Here is a 20,153-nt window from a genome sequence, read left to right as displayed (position 1 = left end):
GAGGGGATGCGGCCGTCCGGGTCTGCGGCCACCGTGCCCGCGACAGGGACGGGGCATGCCCTCGAACCCTTCGGCACCGGCCCCTCGGGACACCGGCCGCCGCTCTCCCGTGGCGGCCGGCGAGGTCCAGGACGCCCTGGCACGGCGCCGGCCCGTCGTCGCCCCGGAGTCGAGGGTCATCTCTCACGGCCTGCCGCGTCCCCGCAGTCCGGCGGTCGCGCGCGAGCCGAAGGAGCTCGTGCGCAGGACGGGGCCGTACCGCCACGATCGCCTTCCTGGAAGGCCGGGTGCGGGCGGACCTGACCGCTTGGCAGACGGAGCAGGGCGCCGGGATCCGGCGATGCGGAAGCCGGGCCGCCCTGACCTCGGCCCGGTGCTTCCGGGCCGGGGTGCCGGCGGGCCGAGCCGACCGGGTCCGGGGGAAGCCGTCAGGTACCCAGGCGCCGTCAGGTACCCAGGCCGGTCCAGGCCGGGTGGTTCGGGTCGTCGGCCCGGACGACCACGTCCGCGCGCTCGGCGGGCGCCACCTCGTCCTCGTACCGCGCGAAGGCGGGCAGGGTCCATCGCTCGCCCTCCTCGGTACGCCGTCGCAGCGCACCGGGTGAGAGGCCGATGTGGACGCAGAGATCGAAGGGGAACCAGTGTCCGAGGAGCAGCGGCCCGTGCAGGATCAGCACCCCGCCCTCGGGCAGCGTGCGGTAGGGGCTCCGCGTCGCCCGGTCGGTCACCGGGTCCCAGAGGTCGGGCAGGATCCGCCCGCTGCCGCCCGGCTCCAGCGGGCGGAACACCTCGCGCCACAGCGCGCCGGTGTCGAACCAGCTGTCGGCGTACGAGTCGGGGTCCTTCCTGCCGTACTCGTAGCGCAGACTAGCCGGACGCAGGAAGCCACCGGTGGAGACCGTGAGCACGGCGCGGCCCCGGGCCCGCAGCGCCTCGGCGACCAGCTCGGCCCGGTCCCCCGGGCGGGCGGCCGGAGCGCCGTCGACGCCGACCTTCAGCCAGGGGCCGCCGTCGGCGGGCCGCAGACCGTCGGTGTGCACGGCCAGGGACCGGGCCAGCCGTTCCCAGGTGATCGGTTCGAGTCGCACCCGCCCATCATGCCCCCGGGCGCGTCATGGACGGTACGGGCCTTGCTTTCGCCGCCGGTTCGCTGCCGATGGCAGGACGGCTGGGCTTCCCGTGCGTCGGATCGCCTCCTGGCCCACCACCACGGCGACGTGGGCGCCGGTTCGCCCGTGGTTTCGAGGCTGACGGGCGGATCCGGCCGCACCGGGCACGGCAGGGCCGCCCTGCGCGCGTACCGGGCGACCGCGCGACCGGGCTGACGAAGATCCCGGACCCGAGTGCGAGGTGGCGGACGTGCGGGCGGGTGCGGGGCGCCGGTGATGGCCTACCGCGACCGGACCGGCGGCGGGGTGGGCGAAGTGCTCACCTCCCGCGACGGCCCGGTCGTCACCGGGCTCGGCGCCGACGGCGACACGCCCGCCGGCTGAGGCGCTGAACCGGCTAGGGCGTGTGTCGAAAGTAGCGCCGTCTGCCCGAAGGGCAGGCTCGGCGGTGTCCGGTGCGTGCGATCGCAAGGCGGAGGGGCGCCCCGATACTGGATGTATCGGGGCGATCCCGACAACGCGGCGAGTGTGCGTGCCGGGCGCCGCCGGGCAGGCGGGACTTTCGATACACGCCCTAGTTCGGTACCGGGCAGTCCACCGCTTCGGCGTCGTCGGAGAGGGCGCTGCCCTCGGGGAGCAGATAGGTCACCCACAGCACGACGGGTTCCGTACCGAGGTTGCGCCCGATGTGCCGGTGCCGGACACCGGACGGCTCGATGAACGACGTCCCGGCGGGTGTCACCTCGACCGAGCAGTCACCGAGGGTCCGGGTGAGCGTCCCGGACTTGACCACGGCGATCAGCTGCCCGCGGTGGGTGTGCCAGCCGGTGGAGCCGCCCGGGGCGACGGTGATCGTCCGGAAGGTCACGTCCGTGCGTCCCTGAGGGGTCTTCACCTTGAGCTTGCCCGCGGAGGTGCCCTCGGCGACGACGGTGCCGCTCACACCGCTGCCGGGTGTGGCGACCGCCGCGGCCGGGAGGAAGCCGAGCGCCATCACGCCGACGCCCACGAGTACGACCTTGCGCAGGAGTCCCTGCTTCTTCGAACCGACCGTGCCGCCGAACCACATGTGCGACTCCTTCGACATCCTGCGACAAACCAACGGCCCTACCGTACGCGTGAGTTGGACCGTGGGCGTCAGGGGCGCGCGGGACGGCCGCCGCGGAGTTCGGTGGCGAGCGGCCCGTCGCCCAGCACCTCCGCCCTGCCCTCCTCGACGGCCTGCGCAGGTGTCAGCTCGCCGCGCCCGAGCGCCAGGCAGAGGTCCGCGTCCATGACGAGGCAGGCGTCCGGATGCTCGGCGGGGCCGTATCCGTAGGCGTCGCCCGCTGTCTCGTCGGCGCCCGCACGGAAGTGGAACTCACCTTCCTCCAGGCGCACTTCGATGACCCCGGCGTGCGTGAGGCCGTCCAGGGCGCGGAGCAGGGGCAGAGCGAACCAGTGGGCCCGCACCGCGTCCGTGGGACGACGCCCGGTCAGGGCGGGAGCCCCCCATCCGGCGAGCGCGGTGAGGACCGGGAGCAGCCCGCGGCCGTGTTCGGTCAGTTCGTACACGACGGCGGAGGCCGGGGGCGGCAATCGGCGGCGTACGGCGAGGCCGCCCTGCTCCATGTCCTTGAGCCGGGAGGCCAGTACGTCCGTGCTGACCCCCGGAAGATCGGCGTGCAGGTCGGTGTAGCGGCGCGGCCCGGCCAGCAGTTCGCGCACGATCAGCAGCGTCCACCGGTCGCCGACGGAGTCGAGGGCCCTGGCGGTGGCACAGAACTGGTCGTAACTGCGGCGGCGGACGGGACGCGCTGCTGGCTGCTGCTGACGGGGCATACGACGCAGTCTAGACATGTTGTTGGACTTTCCAAGCTCCAGCTTGGTAAAACCAAGTATCGCAATTCGGGTCGGGGAGGCACCACATGGAGTTCCGGCAGTCCAGCAAGCTCAACGAGGTCTGTTACGAGATCCGGGGGCCGGTCATCGAACAGGCCGACGCCTTGGAGGAGGCGGGCCACAGCGTGCTCCGCCTCAACACGGGCAATCCGGCGCTCTTCGGTTTCGAGGCCCCGGAGGAGATCGTCCAGGACATGATCCGGATGCTTCCCACGGCACACGGCTACACCGATTCGCGCGGCATCCTCTCCGCGCGCCGCGCCGTGGCACAGCGGTACCAGGCGATGGGCCTGACCGATGTCGACGTCGACGACGTCTTCCTCGGCAACGGCGTCTCCGAGCTGATCTCCATGGCCGTCCAGGCACTGCTGGAGGACGGGGACGAGGTCCTGATCCCGAGCCCCGACTACCCCCTGTGGACCGCCGTCACCACGCTCGCGGGCGGCAAGGCCGTGCACTACACCTGCGACGAGGCCGCGGACTGGAACCCGGACCTCGCCGACATGGCCTCGAAGATCACCGACCGCACCCGGGCCATGGTGATCATCAACCCGAACAACCCGACGGGCGCCGTCTACCCGCGCGAGATCCTCGAGGGCATGCTCGACCTGGCGCGCCGGCACGGGCTGATGGTGTTCGCCGACGAGATCTACGACCAGATCCTCTACGACGACGCCGAGCACCACAGCGTGGCGGTCCTGGCTCCCGACCTCCTCTGCCTCACCTTCAGCGGACTGTCCAAGACATACCGGGTCGCGGGGTTCCGTTCGGGCTGGCTGGTCGTCTCGGGCCCCCAGCAGCACGCCCGCAACTACCTGGAGGGGCTCACCACGCTCGCCTCCATGCGGCTGTGCCCCAACACCCCCGCGCAGTACGCGATCCAGGCGGCCCTCGGCGGCCGGCAGTCGATCCGGGAACTGGTCGCCCCCGGCGGCAGGCTCCACGAGCAGCGCAACCGGGCCTGGGAGCGGCTGAACGAGATCCCCGGCGTGTCGTGCGTGAAGCCGAAGGGCGCGCTGTACGCGTTCCCCCGCATCGACCCGAAGGTGCACCCCATCGCCGACGACGAGCGGTTCGTCCTCGACCTGCTGCTGCGCGAGAAGATCCAGGTGGTGCAGGGCACCGGCTTCAACTGGCCGCGCCCGGACCACTTCCGCATCCTCACACTGCCGCAGGCCGACGATCTGGACGCGGCGATCAGCCGTATCGGCCGCTTCCTGAGCGGATACCGACAGTGACCTGCCCCAGCCGCCGGCTCCCCCGCGCATGACCGGCCTCCCCCGGCTGCCCGAGCGGACCGTGGCAGCGGTCCCGCCGGCGACGGGGCCGGGACCGCTTCGGTCACACCGGCAGCAGCGCGCCGCCCACTGCCCCGCACGCAGGGCGTCGGGGCCTCCGCCGGAGCGCTGACGCAGTGGGCGCCGTGAGGCCTGCGCCGGGCCGGGCGGCCTCGGCCTAGAAGGGGCGGCGCAGGGTCTTCGGCCGGGCGGCCGTGGACGGCGAACTCCGCGCTGACGCGGGCCCTCTGCTCTCTCTGGACCTGACGGCCGGTACGCTCCGGGTCCGCTCGGTGGTGCCCCGCGCACCGTCGCCGGCACGTTTCACCGCGCGGGTGGCCGGCGCCTTCCTCCGCGCGTTCGGTACGGTTCCGCCGGACAGCGCCCGCGCACCGGTCACGAGCAGGGAGCCATCGACATGGGTACGCCGATACGCCACTTCACCGCCCTCGGGCCCGGTGACGCGGTCTTCACGGTGAACATCGAGCGCGACTTCCGGTACGACCCCTACCGGGACTTCCTCGTCTGTACGCACTGCGACTGGGCGCCCTCCCTGCTGACCAGGCAGAGGATCATCGACATGGCCGGGGAGCATCTGGCGGCCGTTCACGGCGCCGACCGCGGACTCACCCAGCAGGAGAACGAGTCGTTCAGCAAGGCCCGCCGGGTGATGCTGCCGCTGTGCGCCCTCCTGCTGATCGTGGTGCTCGTCTACGCGTTCGGCTGAGCGGCCGTCAGCCACGCAGGGCGCTGAGGGCGCCCACGGGGTCGGTGTCCGGGGCGGCGCGGGGCCACCAGTCGTCCTCGCCCGGGTCCGATTCGTAGCCGTACCAACGGTGGTCGTGGCCGAAGCGCAGCTGAAGGGTTCCGGCGGCGTTGGTCAGGTGGTTGCGCCGGGGCTGGAACCGCGGGAAGCCCGCCGCCGCCAGGGCGGGGCGCGCCCGGTCGAACGGGCCCGCCGGTGGATCCCACGGCGTCTCCAGGACGGCCAGACCCTCCGCCCCGCCCTGCCGCCAGGCGGCGACCGCGCGGGCCAGGTCGGTGGTGCTGCGGCCGGTGGCGAAGGCCAGCTCGCGGTAGAGGGCCCGGGTCGTGGCGGTGAGTCCCGCCGTGGGCCGCAAGGCCGCGATGCGCACCGCGTCCTGCCAGGTGGTGAGCCCGGCGAGCGGATCCTCACCCGTGGTCAGGAGCGCGTGGGCCCGGGCCGCGGCGTCCGCGGCGAGGTGGTCCAGGGACAGCGCGTCCCTGGCGCCGGGCAGCTCCGGGTACGGCGGCGGCCCACCGGGGTGCGGCGGCACCGGCAGAGGCGCGGGGAGCGGTGGGAGGAAGCGGTCGGCCAGGGCCTCCCCGGCCTCGACGGACGGCATGGCGGGGACGGCGGGGCGCTCGCGGGCGGAGTGCTCGGCATTGCGGCGGCCCAGCTCGTCGAGGAGTTCCCGCTCGCCCCGGCCGCGCATCAGCAGCAGGACGAACGGGTCGCTGTCCAGGAGCCGTGCCGTCTGGTAACAGAGCGCCGCGACGTGTTTGCAGGGCCACCCGCGATCCGGGCAGGAGCAGTCGGGATCGAGGTCGCCGGCGGCGGGCAGCAGCCGTATCCCGGCCTCCCCCGCCGTGTCGACCAGGGAGTGCGGCATCTCCTTGTCGAGCAGCGCGGACAGGTGCCCGGGCCGGGCGGCGACGGCGTCCAGGAACGTGTCCCAGTCGGCGGCGGAGAACGTACGCAGCCGCAGCTCCGCCCGGTAGGGGCGGGGGCGGCTGCCGTGGACGTAGGCGATGACCCGGCCGGGGGTGACGGTGATCGCGGCGACGTGGCCGCCGTCGGCGTACGTACGCCCGCGTGCCAGCCGCCCCTCGTCCATGGACAGGGTCTCCAGGGCGTCCACCCAGGCCCGGCCCCACCAGCTGTCCGCGAAGGGCCCACCGGTGTCCGAGGCCCGGGCGGGCACCGCCTCGAAGGTGCGCCGCAGGTCGTCGGGGCCGGGCCGGGCCGCGGGGCGGGAGCCCGCGGCGGGGCTCACGAGGTCCTCCGCAGCGACACGAGGTCGGCGAGGTCGCGGTCGCTGAGCTCGGTCAGGGCGGTCTCGCCGGAACCGAGCACCGCGTCGGCCAGCGCCCGCTTGGATTCCAGCAGCTCGCCGATCCGGTCCTCGACCGTTCCCTCCGCGATCAGCCGGTGCACCTGCACGGGCTGGGTCTGGCCGATGCGGTACGCGCGGTCGGTGGCCTGTTCCTCGACCGCCGGGTTCCACCAGCGGTCGTAATGGACGACGTGGGCGGCCCGGGTGAGGTTCAGGCCGGTGCCCGCCGCCTTGAGGGAGAGCAGGAAGACAGGGACCTGCGCGGACTGGAAACGGTCCACCATGTGCTCCCGTTCGGCCACCGGCGTACCGCCGTGCAGCAGTTGGGAGGGGATGGCGCGCGAGGCCAGGTGGGCGGAGAGCAGCCGGGCCATCGACACGTACTGGGTGAAGATCAGGACGGAGCCGTCCTCGGACAGGATCGTGTCGAGGAGCTCGTCGAGCAGGGCGAGCTTCCCCGAGCGTCCGGTGAGCCGGGTCGGCTCCTCCTTCAGGTACTGCGCCGGATGGTTGCAGATCTGCTTGAGCGAGCCCAGCAGCTTCATGATCAGGCCCCGGCGGGTGATGCCTTCGGACTGCTCGATGAACGCCATCGTCTCGCGGACGGCGGCCTCGTAGAGCGTGGCCTGCTCCCGGGTCAGGAAGACGGGATGATCGGTGACGGTCTTGGGCGGCAGCTCCGGCGCGATGCCCGGGTCGGACTTCCTGCGGCGCAGCAGGAAGGGGCGGACCAGCCGGGACAGCCGCTCGACCGCTTCCTCGTTGCCCAGGCCGGCCGCGGTGCCCGTGTTCTCCACGGTCCGGGCGTGCCGGGCCCGGAACGCCTTCAGGGGGCCGAGCAGTCCCGGCGTGGTCCAGTCCAGCAGCGCCCACAGCTCGGAGAGGTTGTTCTCGACGGGGGTGCCGGTGAGCGCGACGCGGGCCGGGGCCGGGATGGTTCGCAACGCCCTGGCCGTGGAGGAGTGCGGATTCTTCACGTGCTGGGCTTCGTCGGCGACGACGAGTCCCCAGGTGTGGGCGGCGAGCTGCTCCGCGCTGGAGCGCATCGTGCCGTACGTCGTGAGGACGAAGCCGCCGTCCGGGTCGGTGAGGGAGCGGTCGGTGCCGTGGAAGCGGCGCACCGGGACACCGGGCGCGAAGCGGTTGATCTCGCGGTGCCAGTTGCCGAGGAGCGAGGCGGGGCAGACCACCAGGGTGGGCGCGGCGTGGGCGCGGTGCAGGTGGAGCGCGATGACGGTGATGGTCTTGCCCAGGCCCATGTCGTCGGCGAGGCAGCCGCCGAGGCCCAGCGAGGTCATCCGGTCCAGCCAGGCCAGCCCCCGCAGTTGGTAGTCGCGCAGGGTGGCGTCGAGTCCCGGGGGCGGCGGGAGGGTGGCGTCCTCGTCCAGGACGCGGGCGCGGAGCGCTGCGAGGGCGCCGACGGGCACGGCCTCGACCTGTTCGCCGTCGATCTCGGCGCTGCCGGTCAGGGCGACGGCGAGGGCGTCGACCGGGTCGAGCAGGCCGAGTTCCCGTTTGCGGGCCTTGCGTACGAGGTCGGGGTCGACGACCACCCACTGGTCACGCAGCCGCACCACCGGCCGGTGGGCCTCGGCCAGTGTGTCCATCTCCGCCTCGGTGAGCCGCTCGTCCCCGAGGGAGAGCTGCCAGTCGAACGCGAAGAGCTGCTCCGCGTCGAAGAAGGACGTGCCGTCGGTGGCCGATCCCGGGGCCGGGCGGACGACGGCCGCGGCGGTCAGCGAGCGGGCGAGCTCCCTCGGCCAGTGGACCGCGACCCCCGCCTCCGCGAGCCGGGCTCCGGCCTGGCCGAGCAGTTCGTACAGCTCGTCCTCGGTGAGGGCGAGCACGTCGGGGACGGGCTGGTCGAGCAGCCTCTCCAGCGGAGGCCAGACGCGGGCGGCGCGGCGCAGCGCCAGCACGGCGTCGATCCTGGCTCTCGGCCCGAACGGCTCGCCGGCTCCGCCGCCCCAGAGCGTGGCCGCGTCGGTGACGTAGGTCGGGTCGGCCAGGCTGTGCACCTGGGTGACCGCGGCGGCCGCGTGGCGGGCGGCGGGCGGCGACCCGTGCGTCTCCGCTTCGGCCTTCGTGGCCGCGTCCGCCTCCGTCCGCGCGGGGGGACCGGAGGCCTCGAAGAGGTCGTACGCGGACAGGTCGAGCCGGAGCGAGACACGCACTCCCGCGTCGAGTCCCGCGGCAACCTCGACGGCCCAGGCACGGGCCCCCGGCAGGTGCTGTGCCTCGAGCGCGGCGAAGGGCGCCCCCATCGCGTGGGCGGCGGCGGGTGTACGGGGCAGGGTGTCGGCGACGGCGTCGAGGAAGGCGCCGAGCAGGGCCCGGGGCTCGGGGACCCGCAGGGGCGTGCCGTCCAGCGGGACCGCGTGCCCCTCCGGCGGCATCGAGGCGGCGACCGCTCTCAGGTGGGCGATGTCCTCGGCGTCGCGGGGTCCGGCCCGCCAGGCGTCGTGGTCGTCGGAGGTGAGCCCGGGCAGCAGCCTGCCGCGCGCCACCAGGGTGAGCGCGTGCAGCGTGGCGGCGCCCCAGGCGCGGGTGGCAGGGTGGGCCACGGCCCGGTGCCGGGCTCCGGCGAGCAGGGGCACGGCGTCCGCGACGGGGAGCAGCACGGCGGGCACCGTGCGGTGCCGGGCACCGTCCACGCCGTCGCGCACAAGGACCGTCAGCTCGCTGACGGCAGGGACGGCTCCCCCGCCCTCGCGCGACGGCGCCGGATACGGCTTCGCGCCCGGCGGCAGCCCGGTCAACGGCCCGTCGGCCCCCGGGAGGCCGACCGTCCCCTCGGGGTCCCAGAAGGCCACGCGGCCGTCCCTGGGAAGCTCCGCCGGCAGGAAGACCGCCGCGCACCGCAGGAGCGCGTCGACGGACTCGTCATGCCGCCGCTGTGCCATGTCCACCGCCCTCCCGCGCCTCGCCACGGTCGTGTTCCCGCTGTTCCGGGAAGTCTAGGCGGGGGGTACGACAACGCCCGCCCCGGCCGTGTTCGCACAGCTGGGAGCGGGCGGAGCGGGCCCTCGGCACGGTCCTGCGCACGGAACTCAGCCCGGGGTGTACGGCTCCGGGCCTGAGCCGTCGGTCCGACCGGTGCGATCCCCGTCGGCAGCGGCCCGGTCGGGCGGCGAGGCGGGGGGTGGCGGGTCGGGCAGCCCCGGGTCCGGCAGTATCGGATCGGGGGCGAGCGGATCGGGCAGCGTGGTCTGCGTGCCCGCCGGATCGTGGGCGAGCGGATCGGTGAGGGGATCCGGCGTGAGCCGGTCCGGCGTGTGCCCGTCGGGCAGGGCCGGCTCGGTGCCCGGTGCCTCCGCCGGGTCCGGCCCCGCCGCCGGCTGCTCCGGCTTGTCGTTCTGCGTCCCGACCCCGTCCGCATCCTGCGGTGCCCGGGCCGACTGTGCCCGCTCCAGGAAGCGGAGCAGTTCGACGGGGAACGGCAGCACCAGGGTGGAGTTCTTCTCCGCCGCGACGGCCACGATGGTCTGCAGCAGGCGCAGTTGCAGGGCCGCCGGCTGGGCCGACATCTCATGGGCCGCCTGGGCGAGCTTCTTCGACGCCTGGAGTTCCGCGTCGGCGTTGATGACCCGCGCGCGCCGCTCCCGGTCGGCCTCGGCCTGCCGGGCCATCGAGCGCTTCATGGTCTCGGGCAGTGACACGTCCTTGATCTCCACGCGGTCGATCTGCACACCCCAGCCGACCGCCGGACTGTCGATCATCAGTTCCAGCCCTTGGTTGAGCTTCTCCCGGTTCGACAGCAGATCGTCCAGATCGCTCTTACCGATGATCGACCGAAGGGACGTCTGCGCCATCTGCGAGACGGCGAACCTGTAGTCCTCCACGGCGATCACGGCGCTTGCCGGATCCACCACCTTGAAGTAGATGACCGCGTCCACGCGCACCGTCACGTTGTCCCTGGTGATCCCGTCCTGCGCGGGGACGGGCATCGTCACGATCTGCATGTTCACCTTGCGCAGGCGGTCCACGCCCGGAACGATCACGGTGAAACCCGGGGCGCGCACCCGCTCATGCAGCCGGCCGAGCCGGAAGACCACTCCCCGCTCGTACTGCTTGACGACCCGCGCGGCCGACATGGCATAGAGCGCGGCGACCGCACAGACCGCCACGATTGCGATCACAAGCACCTGGACCATCACGGCCCCCTGCCTCAGACAGTGCGTCCGAGCGTCCGCCCGAGCGCCATTTACCACGATAAGCCCGCTTTGCGCACCCGTCGAACCTCTGTCCGGGTGCCCGTGGCCCGGCCGGCCGCGCACCGGATGCCGGGCTCGCCGGGACCGGGCAGGGTGGCCAGCGCCAGCACGTCTCTGGGACGTACCGATGAGCCGGACGAGCAGACGAGGACCCCGCCATGTCCGTCACCGCGACAGCCCTCCCCACCGACCTCCGCCGGCGCCGCGCGGGCGTCGCCGTCGGCGCCGCACTGCTCACCCTCACCGTCTCGGGCTGCTCGGGCCTGGGCCGCACCGCCGTCGGGCCGGTCACCTACACCACGGGGCGCGACATGGTCGTGAGCGTGCACAGCCCGTCGGTGAAGGGTTGCCATCGCATGGCGCCCGCCGGGGCGCAGGCGGTCGCCAACGGGACCCTCATCGACATGATCCTGTACCGCACGCCCGACTGCACCGGCGGCGGGACCACCTATGTGCCCACCACGGTCACCGATGTCACGGCCCCTCGCACCCTGCCGTGGCGCAGCTACCGGTTCATCCACTGACCGCGGAGCCCCGGCCGCCCTGCTCTCCCCACCACTCCGGGCTCCGCGCCGCCGATACCGGGTGGGCCGGGCGCGGGCCCTGACCGGCTCCTGCGGCTGTGTAGAGCTCCACCCCGGGGGGCGGATCCGTGAGCCGTCCGACGCCCCGGGTCCGGATCCGCGCCGAGTCCGCGCAGCCCTTGCTCCCGTGGGTGCGGCGGATGCAGGGAGCGGGAGGAACTCCGCCGGTTCGCCGAGCGCGTCCCCGGCCGGGCCGCCCGGCAAGGTGCCGGGGACCCCGGCCCCGCGGGGACACCCCCGCGCCAGGAGTCGTCACCCCACGCCGTACCGCCCTGCCCTGCCCGACTTCCTTCCGGGCTCGGCAGGGCTTCCCTGCGTCGCACCGAGGGGTCATCCTGGGAGGAGGAGAGAGGCGATGGCGATGCGTACCGGAAGTGAACCGGCCACTGCACGCAGTCCCCTGCGGATGCGGTTCTGGCTGAGCCTGTGGGGCATGGTCTGGGCGGCGTTCGGCCTGGCCGCCTTCCTGGTGACGGGACGTCCCGGCTGGGCCGCCGCCTGCGCCGTACTGCTGGTGGTCACGGTCACGGACTGCTGCCTCGTCGTCCGCCACATCCGCCAGGGTCCGCACTACCAGCCGGGACGGGACGTACCACCGTACGAACCCGACACGGCGGCCCTGAGCGACGAGCGCGCCTCGAAGCACCGCTGACCGCGGGGAGCGCGGCCGCCGGGACCCCCGTCAGGGGCGGTCGTCCTCAGGACGGTCGTCGAAGCGGGCCGCCCGCAGGTACTCCGGGTTCGGGTCCAGTGCGGCGGCCAGCCGGAAGTGCCGGGTCGCCTGCTCCGGGCGGCCGGCGCGCTGAAAGGTGCGGGCCAGGGCGAAGTGCGCGAAGGCGTTGTCCGGTTCCCTCTCCAGGACCAGCTCGAACTCCAGCTCCGCCGGGCGCAGTTGCGCCGCCGCGAAGAAGGCCCGCGCGCGCAGGAGGCGAGCGGCCGTGTTCTCCGGGTGGGCGGCTATCACGGAGTCGAGCAGCTTGACCGCGCCCCGCGGGTCGCGCGCGGCGAGCAGCTGCTCCGCCGCTCGGAAATCGATGACATGGGTCTCCGGGTTGCTCTCAGGCACAGTCACATCCTTCCCCTTGCCTTCCGCTCCTCAACATGCGGCGGGCTGCCGGTATTCCGGACCGGCCGCACCTGGGCGGACGACGGCACAGGCTCCCGGCCGCGCCCTCGTCAGGCGGCGGGACCCGCCCCGAGCCGCGCCTCAGCGTGCGGCGGCACGCGCCTTCAGCTCCGCCCAGACCGCGCGGACCTGCGGTTCCAGCTCCTCCAGGGGCCCGTCGTTGTCGATGACCAGGTCGGCGACGGCAAGCCGCTGCTCCCGTGCGGCCTGCGCCGCCATCCTCGCGCGGGCGTCGGACCGGGTCATGCCTCGGAGCCGTACGAGCCGGTCGAGCTGGGTCCCGGGTGCGGCGTCCACGACGACCACCACGTCGTAGAGGGGAGCGAGGCCGTTCTCCGTGAGCAGGGGGACGTCGTGGACGACGACCGCGTCCGGGCCCGCCGCCTTCTCCTGCTCGGCGGAGCGGGCGGCGACGAGCGGGTGGACGATGGCGTTGAGCGCCGCCAGGCGGTCCGGGTCGGCGAAGACGATCGCGCCGAGCGCCGGCCGGTCCAGCGTGCCGTCGGCCGCCAGCACGCCGGGGCCGAAGGTCTCCACGACGCGGGCGAGCCCAGGGGTACCGGGCTCGACGACCTCGCGCGCGATCCTGTCGGCGTCGACCACCACGGCTCCGTAGCCCGCGAGCAGCCGCGACACTTCGCTCTTGCCGGCGCCGATGCCGCCGGTCAGGCCCACTTTCAGCATGCGACGAGCCTAACGGCTGCCCTGTGGCCCGCGGCGTGGCCGTCGGCGAACGCTCAGGAGTCACCCTCCCGTTCGGCCAGGAAGCGTTCGAACTCGAGGCCGATCTCGTCGGCCGAGGGGAGGTCGGAGGGTTCCGCGACGAGGTTCCCGCGCGTCTCGGATCCCGCGACCGCGTCGTACTGGTGCTCCAGACCTTCGACGAGTGCGACGAGCTCCTCGTCGCCCTGGCCGACCTGCCGGTCGATCTCGGTCTGGGTCCGGTGCGCCTCCGTGCGCAGCGTGTGCGCCACCGTCGGCAGGACGAGACCCGTCGCCGCGGTGATCGCCTCGAGCGCGGTGAGCGCGGCGTCCGGGTAGGCGGACCGGGCGACGTAGTGCGGCACGTGGGCGGCGACGCCCAGAACGTCGTGACCGGACTCCATCAGCCGGTACTCGACGAGCGCCTCCGCTGAACCGGGGACCTGCGCCTCGTCGAACGGACTGCGGTGCCCGGGCATGAGGTCGGTGCGGTTGCCGTGCGGGGTGAGACCGACCGGGCGGGTGTGCGGGACTCCCATCGGAATGCCGTGGAAGTTGACCGCGAGGCGGACGCCGAGCCGCTCGACGATCTCCTCGACGGCGGCGGCGAATCGCTCCCACTCCACGTCGGGCTCGGGCCCCGACAGCAACAGGAAGGGCGCGCCGGTGGCGTCCTGCACCACCCGCACGTCCAGCGTGGGGGCCTCGAAGGCCGTCCAGCGGTCGCGCCGGAAGGTCAGCAGCGGGCGGCGCGCTCGGTAGTCGACGAGCCGGTCGTGGTCGAAGCGGGCCACGATCTGGTGCGGCAGCGTCTCGAGCAGGCCGTCGACGATCTGCTCGCCGGTCTCACCCGCGTCGATGTATCCGTCGAAGTGGTAGAGCATGACCAGGCCGGCCGACTCCTGGGCGAGCGCCATGTCGACGACGGCCAGGCCCTTCGGCTCCCATTCGTACAAACTCTGCGGATCAGGCACGGTTACCGCTCCTCCTCGTGTTCCCCGGCAAGAACACCCCGCGCGGCGCCCGCATTCCCGCCCGCGCCGCTTTCGGTCTCGCCCGGGGAGCGGGTGTGCGCGGTGACCGCCTTGCGGCGGAATGAGGGCGCCGTGCTGCCGGGCGTCGGTGCGGCGGCGGTCACCGGCGAAGTGGACATGTCCGGCGGCCTGTTGAGCGGTGCGCGGACCGCTGCGAAGGCCGGTGCGGCCGGGCCCCGGCGAGGAAGTGCCAGGCCGTCTCCAGGTGCGGGGTAGGGAGCCGGGTGGGGGGCACCGGCCGCCTGGGGAGGGGCCTGCGAGGTGCGTGAGCTGCCGGACGTACATGCCATGGCCTTGGCTCCCCCCTGCGGTTCCGCGGTCGCCGGGAATCCCGGCACGAGCGTTACGGGCCGTCAGCTTCCGCGGCAGCGCCCCGGAACTGACCGGCGCTGCCGGCTCCACCCCGGCACGCCGCATTCGTCCCGGACGGACCGGGCCCCGACTGCCCACCACCGTCCACAACGAGCAGGACGGGCACCGGCGGCAAGGGCCGACCGACATCGCCACGCCCCTGAGACGACCGACCACCCGCTCCCGCCCAGGGCACAAGGTCTCCGACGGACGACGACCGCCGCACCACACGAGTGAGGCCCGCCCCCCGAAGGGAGCGGGCCTCACCTACAGCTCTCCAGCTACCGCAGCCGATGAGCGACCGGGATCAGAGCGTCAGCTCTGGCCGCCGGCCAGCTTCTCGCGCAGCGCGGCCAGGGCCTCGTCCGACGCCAGGGCGCCGGAGTTGTCCGCCGACTCCGAGGAGTACGAGCCGCCACCGCTGCCGCCGGAGGCAGCCGGGGCGTTGCCGCCGGCCGGGGCCGCAGCGCCCTCGGCCGCAGCGGCCTCGTCGGCCTCGCGGGACTTGATGACCTGGGCCTGGTGCTGCTCGAAGCGCTGCTGCGCCTCGGCGTACTGGGTCTCCCAGACCTCGCGCTGCGCCTCGAAGCCCTCGAGCCAGTCGTTGGTCTCGGGGTCGAAGCCCTCGGGGTAGATGTAGTTGCCCTGGTCGTCGTACGACGCGGCCATGCCGTACAGCGTCGGGTCGAACTCGACCGAGGCCGGGTCGCCGCCGAAGGCCTCGTTGGCCTGCTTCAGCGAGAGGCTGATGCGACGGCGCTCGAGGTCGATGTCGATGACCTTGACGAAGATCTCGTCGTTGACCTGGACGACCTGCTCCGGGATCTCCACGTGGCGCTCGGCCAGCTCGGAGATGTGGACCAGGCCCTCGATGCCCTCGTCGACGCGCACGAACGCACCGAAGGGAACGAGCTTGGTGACCTTACCGGGAACGACCTGCCCGATCTGGTGCGTGCGGGCGAACTGCTGCCACGGGTCTTCCTGCGTCGCCTTGAGCGACAGGGAGACGCGCTCGCGGTCCATGTCCACGTCGAGGACCTCGACGGTGACTTCCTGGCCGACCTCGACAACCTCGGAGGGGTGGTCGATGTGCTTCCAGGAGAGCTCGGAGACGTGCACGAGACCGTCGACGCCGCCCAGGTCCACGAAGGCACCGAAGTTGACGATCGAGGAGACGACGCCGGAGCGGACCTGACCCTTCTGCAGGGTGGTGAGGAACGTCTGGCGCACCTCGGACTGGGTCTGCTCGAGCCAGGCACGGCGGGACAGGACCACGTTGTTGCGGTTCTTGTCCAGCTCGATGATCTTGGCCTCGAGCTCCTTGCCCACGTAGGGCTGGAGGTCGCGGACGCGACGCATCTCGACGAGCGACGCCGGGAGGAAGCCGCGGAGGCCGATGTCGAGGATGAGACCACCCTTGACGACCTCGATGACGGTACCGGTGACGATGCCGTCTTCTTCCTTGATCTTCTCGATGGTGCCCCAGGCACGCTCGTACTGAGCGCGCTTCTTCGAGAGGATCAGGCGGCCTTCCTTGTCCTCCTTCTGGAGAACCAGGGCCTCGATCTCGTCGCCGACCTTGACGACCTCGTTCGGGTCGACGTCGTGCTTGATCGAGAGCTCGCGGCTCGGGATGACGCCTTCGGTCTTGTAACCGATGTCGAGGAGAACCTCGTCCCGGTCAACCTTGACGATGACACCGTCAACGATGTCGCCGTCGTTGAAGTACTTGATCGTCTCGTCGATCGCCGCGAGGAACGCGTCCGCGTCGCCGATGTCGTTGACCGCAACCTGCGGAGTGGTGGCGGTGGTCTCGGTGCTGCTCGTCATGTGGGAAAGGGCTCCGGTACGGACAGTGAGTCGTAGGTACTGCTACGCCGAAAGCCCGTATCGCCTCTGCAGACGCCGGACAGCCTGGAAAGCACCGCCCCGGAGATCGGGAGGCACCTCGACAACCGAGGGGACATGCAACAGACGCGAGCGCGGCCTGCTAGGTCTGAGGCGCGCAGGCTCGCAGCGCAACTTGTAGCATACGGGGGCAGCCGGACAGGGTCAATGCGCGAAGGCGCACACCCGGGGCACAACGCCCCAATCCCGGCACAACTCGCGTTCGCCGAGGCCACATCGGTTCCGGCGGACAGGCGACGCGCGCGCGGACGTACTCACCGGTACACCCCGGGGGCGCCCCCGTACGGCGGGTGAAGGCAAACTACAACGACGGGCACGATGAGCCAAGAGACCTACGACCCCGAACCCGAAGCGACCCGCCGGGACGCCGGCGAGGCGGAGAGCAGCCGGGCCAGTCGCGGCTGGTGGGACCGGAACGCCGACGCGTACCAGAGCGACCACGGAGCCTTCCTGGGGGACGACCGCTTCGTCTGGGGCCCCGAGGGCCTCGACGAGGCCGAGGCCGCCCTGCTGGGCCCCGCCGAGGCCCTGAAGGACCGGCGCGTGCTGGAGATCGGCGCCGGCGCGGCCCAGTGCTCGCGCTGGCTGGCCGGCCGGGGCGCCCGCCCTGTCGCCCTGGACCTCTCCCACCGCCAGCTCCAGCACGCCCTGCGCATCGGCGGGGACGTCCCCCTCGTGGAGGCCGACGCCGGACGGCTGCCCTTCCGGGACGGCACCTTCGACCTGGCCTGTTCCGCCTACGGCGCGGTGCCCTTCGTCGCCGACCCCGTCCAGGTCTTCCGCGAGGTGCACCGGGTCCTGCGCCCAGGAGGCCGCTGGGTCTTCTCGGTGACCCACCCGATCCGCTGGGCCTTTCCCGACGAACCCGGGCCGGAAGGACTCTCCGTGGCCGCCTCCTACTTCGACCGCGTGCCGTACGTCGAGCAGGACGAGCGGGGCGACGCCGTGTACGTCGAGCACCACCGGACACTCGGGGACCGGGTGCGCGACGTGGTGGCGGGCGGCTTCCGGCTCCTCGACCTGGTGGAGCCGGAGTGGCCGGTCTGGAACGACCAGGAGTGGGGCGGCTGGTCCCCCCTGCGCGGCAACCTCATCCCCGGCACGGCGATCTTCGTCTGCGAGCGGGACCGCCGCACCTGGTGATCCCGCGGCCGGACCGGGCCCGGCGACGCGGGCCGGCCCCGGCGTACGAGACTGGGGGCGTGATCCGTACCGACGCCCTCGAACAGCTGCCCGTACGCACCGCTGTTCCCGCCCTGGAGCAGGCACTCGACGACCGCGGGGTGGCGGTCCTCTGCGCGCCGCCCGGCACCGGCAAGACGACCCTCGTGCCCCTGGTGCTCGGCGGACTGACCGGCGGCGGCCCGGTGCGCCGCGTGCTCGTCGCCGAGCCGCGGCGCATCGCGGCCCGGGCGGCGGCCCGGCGGATGGCGTGGCTGCTCGGCGAGCGGCCCGGCGCACGCGTCGGCTTCACCGTGCGCGGGGAACGCCTGGTGGGGCCCGGGACGGTGGTGGAGGTCGTGACCACCGGTGTCCTGCTCCAGCGGCTGCAGCGCGACCAGGAGCTGACCGGCGTCGACGTGGTGATCATCGACGAGTGCCACGAGCGCCACCTGGACGCCGACACGGTCTCCGCCTTCCTCCTGGACGTGCGGGCGGCGATCAGGCCGGACCTGCGGCTCGTCGCGGCGTCGGCGACGACGGACGCCGAGGGCTGGGCACGGCTGCTGGGCGACGCGCCCGTCGTCGAGGCACGGGGGGTGTCCCATCCGGTGGAGGTGGTGTGGGCCCCGCCGGCCGTCCCCGTACGGGCGCCGCACGGGATGCGCGTCGATCCGGCGCTGCTCACGCACGTGGCCGCCGTGGTGCGCCGGGCGCTCGCCGAGCGGGACGGTGACGTGCTCTGCTTCCTGCCGGGCGTCGGCGAGATCGGCCGGGTGGCCGGGCAGCTGGACGGGGTGGCCGCCGAGGTGCTCCAGGTCCACGGACGCGCCCCGGCGGCCGTCCAGGACGCGGTGCTGGCCGGGTCCTCACGGGGGCGCCGGGTGGTCCTGGCGACCTCCGTGGCCGAATCGTCCCTGACGGTGCCCGGCGTGCGGGTCGTCGTCGACTCGGGGCTGGCCAGGGAGCCGCGTACCGATCACGCCCGGGGGCTGAGCGCGCTCACGACCGTTCGGGCGTCGCAGGCGGCGGGGCGCCAGCGCGCGGGCCGGGCGGGGCGTGAGGCGCCGGGCACGGTGTACCGCTGCTGGGAGCAGGCCGAGGACGGCCGGCTCGCCCGTTTCCCGTCCCCGGAGATCAGGGTGGCCGACCTGACGGCGTTCGCGCTGCAGGCGGCCTGCTGGGGCGATCCGGACGCCTCCGGCCTGGCGCTGCTCGATCCCCCGCCGGCCGGGGCCATGGCCGCCGCCCGCGAGGTGCTGACGGCGGTCGGCGCGGTGGACGCGGCAGGGCGGGTGACCGGCCGGGGGACACGGATGTCCCGCCTCGGACTGCACCCCCGCCTCGCGCGCGCCCTGCTGGACGGCGCCCAGGAGGTCGGCGCCCGGCGGGCCGCTGAGGTGGTGGCGCTGCTGAGCGAGGAACCGCCGCGGGCCTACGGGGACGACCTGGCGGCCGCGCTACGTACCGCCCGGCGGGGCGGGGACGCCTACGCCGCACAGTGGCGGCAGGAGGTCCGCAGGCTCTCGTCCGCCCGCGACGCAGCGCCCCGCGAGAGCGCCGCCCGGGAGAAGGGCTCCGGGCAGGGAACCGGCGGTTCCGGGGCCGGCACGGACGACGCGGCCGCCGGTCTGGTCGCCGCCCTCGCGTTCCCGGAGCGGGTGGCACGGGCCCGGGGCGGCGGCGCCTTCCTCATGGCGTCGGGCACCGGCGCCGAGCCCGGGGACGGGTCGGGGCTGCGCAGCGCCCCGTGGCTGGCCGTCGCGGTCGCCGACCGTCCGGCGCACGCCGCCTCGGCCCGGGTGCGGCTGGCGGCGGTCATCGACGAGGACACGGCACGGCTGGCGGCCGGGCATCTGGAGTTCTCGGGTGAGGAGGTCCGCTGGGTGGACGGTGACGTGGTGGCGCGTTCCGTGGAACGGCTGGGCGCCGTCGAACTGTCGGCACGCGCGCTGCGGCAGCCGGCACCCGGCCTGGTGCGTGAGGCACTGCTGGAGGGCCTGCGGCGCGAGGGCCTCGGGCTGCTGCGCTGGACCCGGGACAGCGAGCAGTTGCGGCTGCGGCTCGCCTTCCTGCACCGGGTCCTGGGGGCGCCGTGGCCGGACGTGTCGGACGCCGCACTGTCTGCGCGCACCGAGGAGTGGCTGGAACCGGAACTGTCGCGGGCCCGGCGCCGTACGGACCTGGCGCGGATCGACGCCGGACAGGCACTGCGGCGGCTGCTGCCGTGGTCGACGGGCGACGCCGCCCGGCTGGACGAGCTCGCCCCGGAGCGCATCGAGGTACCGAGCGGCTCCAAGGTCCGGGTGGAGTACGGCGGTGAGCAGCCCGTCCTCGCGGTGAAGCTCCAGGAACTCTTCGGGCTCCGGGAGACCCCCCGGGTCGCGGGGGTGCCCGTACTGGTCCACCTGCTGTCCCCCGCCGGGCGCCCCGCCGCGGTGACGGCGGACCTGGCGTCGTTCTGGCAGGACGGGTACAAGGCCGTACGGGCGGAGCTGCGCGGCCGGTATCCGAAGCACCCGTGGCCCGAGGACCCCGCGACGGTGGCGGCGACCCGCTTCACCTCCGCGCGGCTGCGCCGCGGATGACGGGCGGGTTGCGGCCGGTGTCCGCCGGCCGCAACCCGCCCTAGGTGTATTGACCCGTGAGGTTGGGGACGCGGCTGGCGGGTGGTTGGCCTTTCAGCGCGGTGTGTCCGCGGTGGTGATTGTAGGTGTGCAGCCACTGC

The 20,153-nt window shown here is 73.6% G+C and carries 16 protein-coding genes and 1 pseudogene; 7 read left to right on the top strand and 10 right to left on the bottom strand.

The features are described 5' to 3' along the window. Positions 1-55: 55 nt before the first annotated feature. Positions 56-244: pseudogene (locus ACH4VO_RS25815) on the top strand (pseudouridine-5'-phosphate glycosidase); the annotation flags it as partial. A gap of 202 nt (positions 245-446) precedes the next feature. Here the strand turns inward: ACH4VO_RS25815 and ACH4VO_RS25810 are convergent. The 3 genes from ACH4VO_RS25810 to ACH4VO_RS25800 form a co-directional block, all read right to left on the bottom strand. After that, a complete protein-coding gene (locus tag ACH4VO_RS25810) occupies positions 447-1,088 on the bottom strand; it encodes a uridine kinase (protein WP_360997645.1) in 642 nt (213 codons plus the stop codon). A 595-nt stretch (positions 1,089-1,683) separates the two neighbouring features. After that, on the bottom strand, positions 1,684-2,178 hold the full coding sequence (locus ACH4VO_RS25805) for a cupin domain-containing protein (RefSeq protein WP_360997666.1): 495 nt from the start codon (positions 2,176-2,178) through the stop codon (positions 1,684-1,686). 68 nt (positions 2,179-2,246) lie between these two features. Next, the gene (locus ACH4VO_RS25800; protein ID WP_360997647.1) at positions 2,247-2,930 is read right to left on the bottom strand and encodes a helix-turn-helix domain-containing protein; all 684 of its coding nucleotides are present in this window, start codon (positions 2,928-2,930) and stop codon (positions 2,247-2,249) included. A gap of 86 nt (positions 2,931-3,016) precedes the next feature. Here ACH4VO_RS25800 and ACH4VO_RS25795 point away from each other — a divergent pair, with 86 nt between their 5' ends. Together ACH4VO_RS25795 and ACH4VO_RS25790 are read left to right on the top strand one after the other, a co-directional pair. Further along, positions 3,017-4,228 (top strand): pyridoxal phosphate-dependent aminotransferase, encoded by a 1,212-nt coding sequence (locus ACH4VO_RS25795; protein WP_360997649.1) that lies wholly within the window; start codon positions 3,017-3,019, stop codon positions 4,226-4,228. Between the two features lie 457 nt (positions 4,229-4,685). Further along, positions 4,686-4,994 carry a hypothetical protein gene (locus ACH4VO_RS25790; RefSeq protein WP_360997650.1) on the top strand — a complete coding sequence of 103 codons (309 nt, stop codon included), beginning with the start codon at positions 4,686-4,688 and terminating at the stop codon, positions 4,992-4,994. Between the two features lie 7 nt (positions 4,995-5,001). On the opposite strand, the gene ACH4VO_RS25785 is transcribed toward ACH4VO_RS25790, so the two are convergent. The 3 genes from ACH4VO_RS25785 to ACH4VO_RS25775 form a co-directional block, all read right to left on the bottom strand. Further along, positions 5,002-6,285, bottom strand: coding sequence for an SWIM zinc finger family protein (locus tag ACH4VO_RS25785; protein WP_360997651.1), 1,284 nt, complete (start codon positions 6,283-6,285; stop codon positions 5,002-5,004). Continuing rightward, positions 6,282-9,248 carry a DEAD/DEAH box helicase gene (locus ACH4VO_RS25780; RefSeq protein ID WP_360997653.1) on the bottom strand — a complete coding sequence of 989 codons (2,967 nt, stop codon included), beginning with the start codon at positions 9,246-9,248 and terminating at the stop codon, positions 6,282-6,284. Before ACH4VO_RS25780 ends, ACH4VO_RS25785 begins: the two co-directional genes overlap by 4 nt. A gap of 147 nt (positions 9,249-9,395) precedes the next feature. Next, entirely contained in the window at positions 9,396-10,499 is a 1,104-nt protein-coding gene (locus tag ACH4VO_RS25775) for an SPFH domain-containing protein (protein WP_360997655.1), read from the bottom strand. A 218-nt stretch (positions 10,500-10,717) separates the two neighbouring features. On the opposite strand from ACH4VO_RS25775, the gene ACH4VO_RS25770 reads away from it, so the two are divergent. Beyond that, complete coding sequence (locus ACH4VO_RS25770) at positions 10,718-11,083, top strand: hypothetical protein (RefSeq protein ID WP_360997657.1); 366 nt, start codon at positions 10,718-10,720, stop codon at positions 11,081-11,083. Positions 11,084-11,504: 421 nt separating this feature from the next. Then, on the top strand, positions 11,505-11,795 hold the full coding sequence (locus tag ACH4VO_RS25765; RefSeq protein ID WP_360997668.1) for a DUF6343 family protein: 291 nt from the start codon (positions 11,505-11,507) through the stop codon (positions 11,793-11,795). A 30-nt stretch (positions 11,796-11,825) separates the two neighbouring features. Here the strand turns inward: ACH4VO_RS25765 and ACH4VO_RS25760 are convergent, their stop codons facing one another. The 4 genes from ACH4VO_RS25760 to rpsA all read right to left on the bottom strand — a co-directional run bounded on the left by ACH4VO_RS25760 (position 11,826) and on the right by rpsA (position 16,186). Then, positions 11,826-12,209: a tetratricopeptide repeat protein gene (locus ACH4VO_RS25760; protein ID WP_360997658.1), complete on the bottom strand. Its 384-nt coding sequence runs from the start codon at positions 12,207-12,209 to the stop codon at positions 11,826-11,828. A 141-nt stretch (positions 12,210-12,350) separates the two neighbouring features. Continuing rightward, a complete protein-coding gene (gene coaE / locus ACH4VO_RS25755) occupies positions 12,351-12,953 on the bottom strand; it encodes a dephospho-CoA kinase (RefSeq protein WP_360997660.1) in 603 nt (200 codons plus the stop codon). A gap of 53 nt (positions 12,954-13,006) precedes the next feature. After that, a complete protein-coding gene (locus tag ACH4VO_RS25750) occupies positions 13,007-13,945 on the bottom strand; it encodes a PAC2 family protein (protein WP_360997662.1) in 939 nt (312 codons plus the stop codon). Positions 13,946-14,671: 726 nt separating this feature from the next. Further along, positions 14,672-16,186 carry a 30S ribosomal protein S1 gene (rpsA, locus tag ACH4VO_RS25745; protein WP_014045325.1) on the bottom strand — a complete coding sequence of 505 codons (1,515 nt, stop codon included), beginning with the start codon at positions 16,184-16,186 and terminating at the stop codon, positions 14,672-14,674. Positions 16,187-16,582: 396 nt separating this feature from the next. Here rpsA and ACH4VO_RS25740 point away from each other — a divergent pair, with 396 nt between their 5' ends. Both ACH4VO_RS25740 and hrpB read left to right on the top strand, forming a co-directional pair. After that, positions 16,583-17,407: a class I SAM-dependent methyltransferase gene (locus ACH4VO_RS25740; RefSeq protein ID WP_360997663.1), complete on the top strand. Its 825-nt coding sequence runs from the start codon at positions 16,583-16,585 to the stop codon at positions 17,405-17,407. A gap of 59 nt (positions 17,408-17,466) precedes the next feature. After that, entirely contained in the window at positions 17,467-20,013 is a 2,547-nt protein-coding gene (gene hrpB, locus ACH4VO_RS25735) for an ATP-dependent helicase HrpB (protein WP_360997665.1), read from the top strand. The last annotated feature ends 140 nt before the right edge of the window (positions 20,014-20,153 follow it).

Origin of the sequence: Streptomyces sp. NPDC020780 (assembly GCF_044334475.1) — a bacterium.
In the GTDB taxonomy this organism is placed as follows: domain Bacteria; phylum Actinomycetota; class Actinomycetes; order Streptomycetales; family Streptomycetaceae; genus Streptomyces.
The sequence above is the reverse complement of the archived record's forward strand: the minus strand, read 5'-3'. Positions and strand labels throughout refer to the sequence as shown.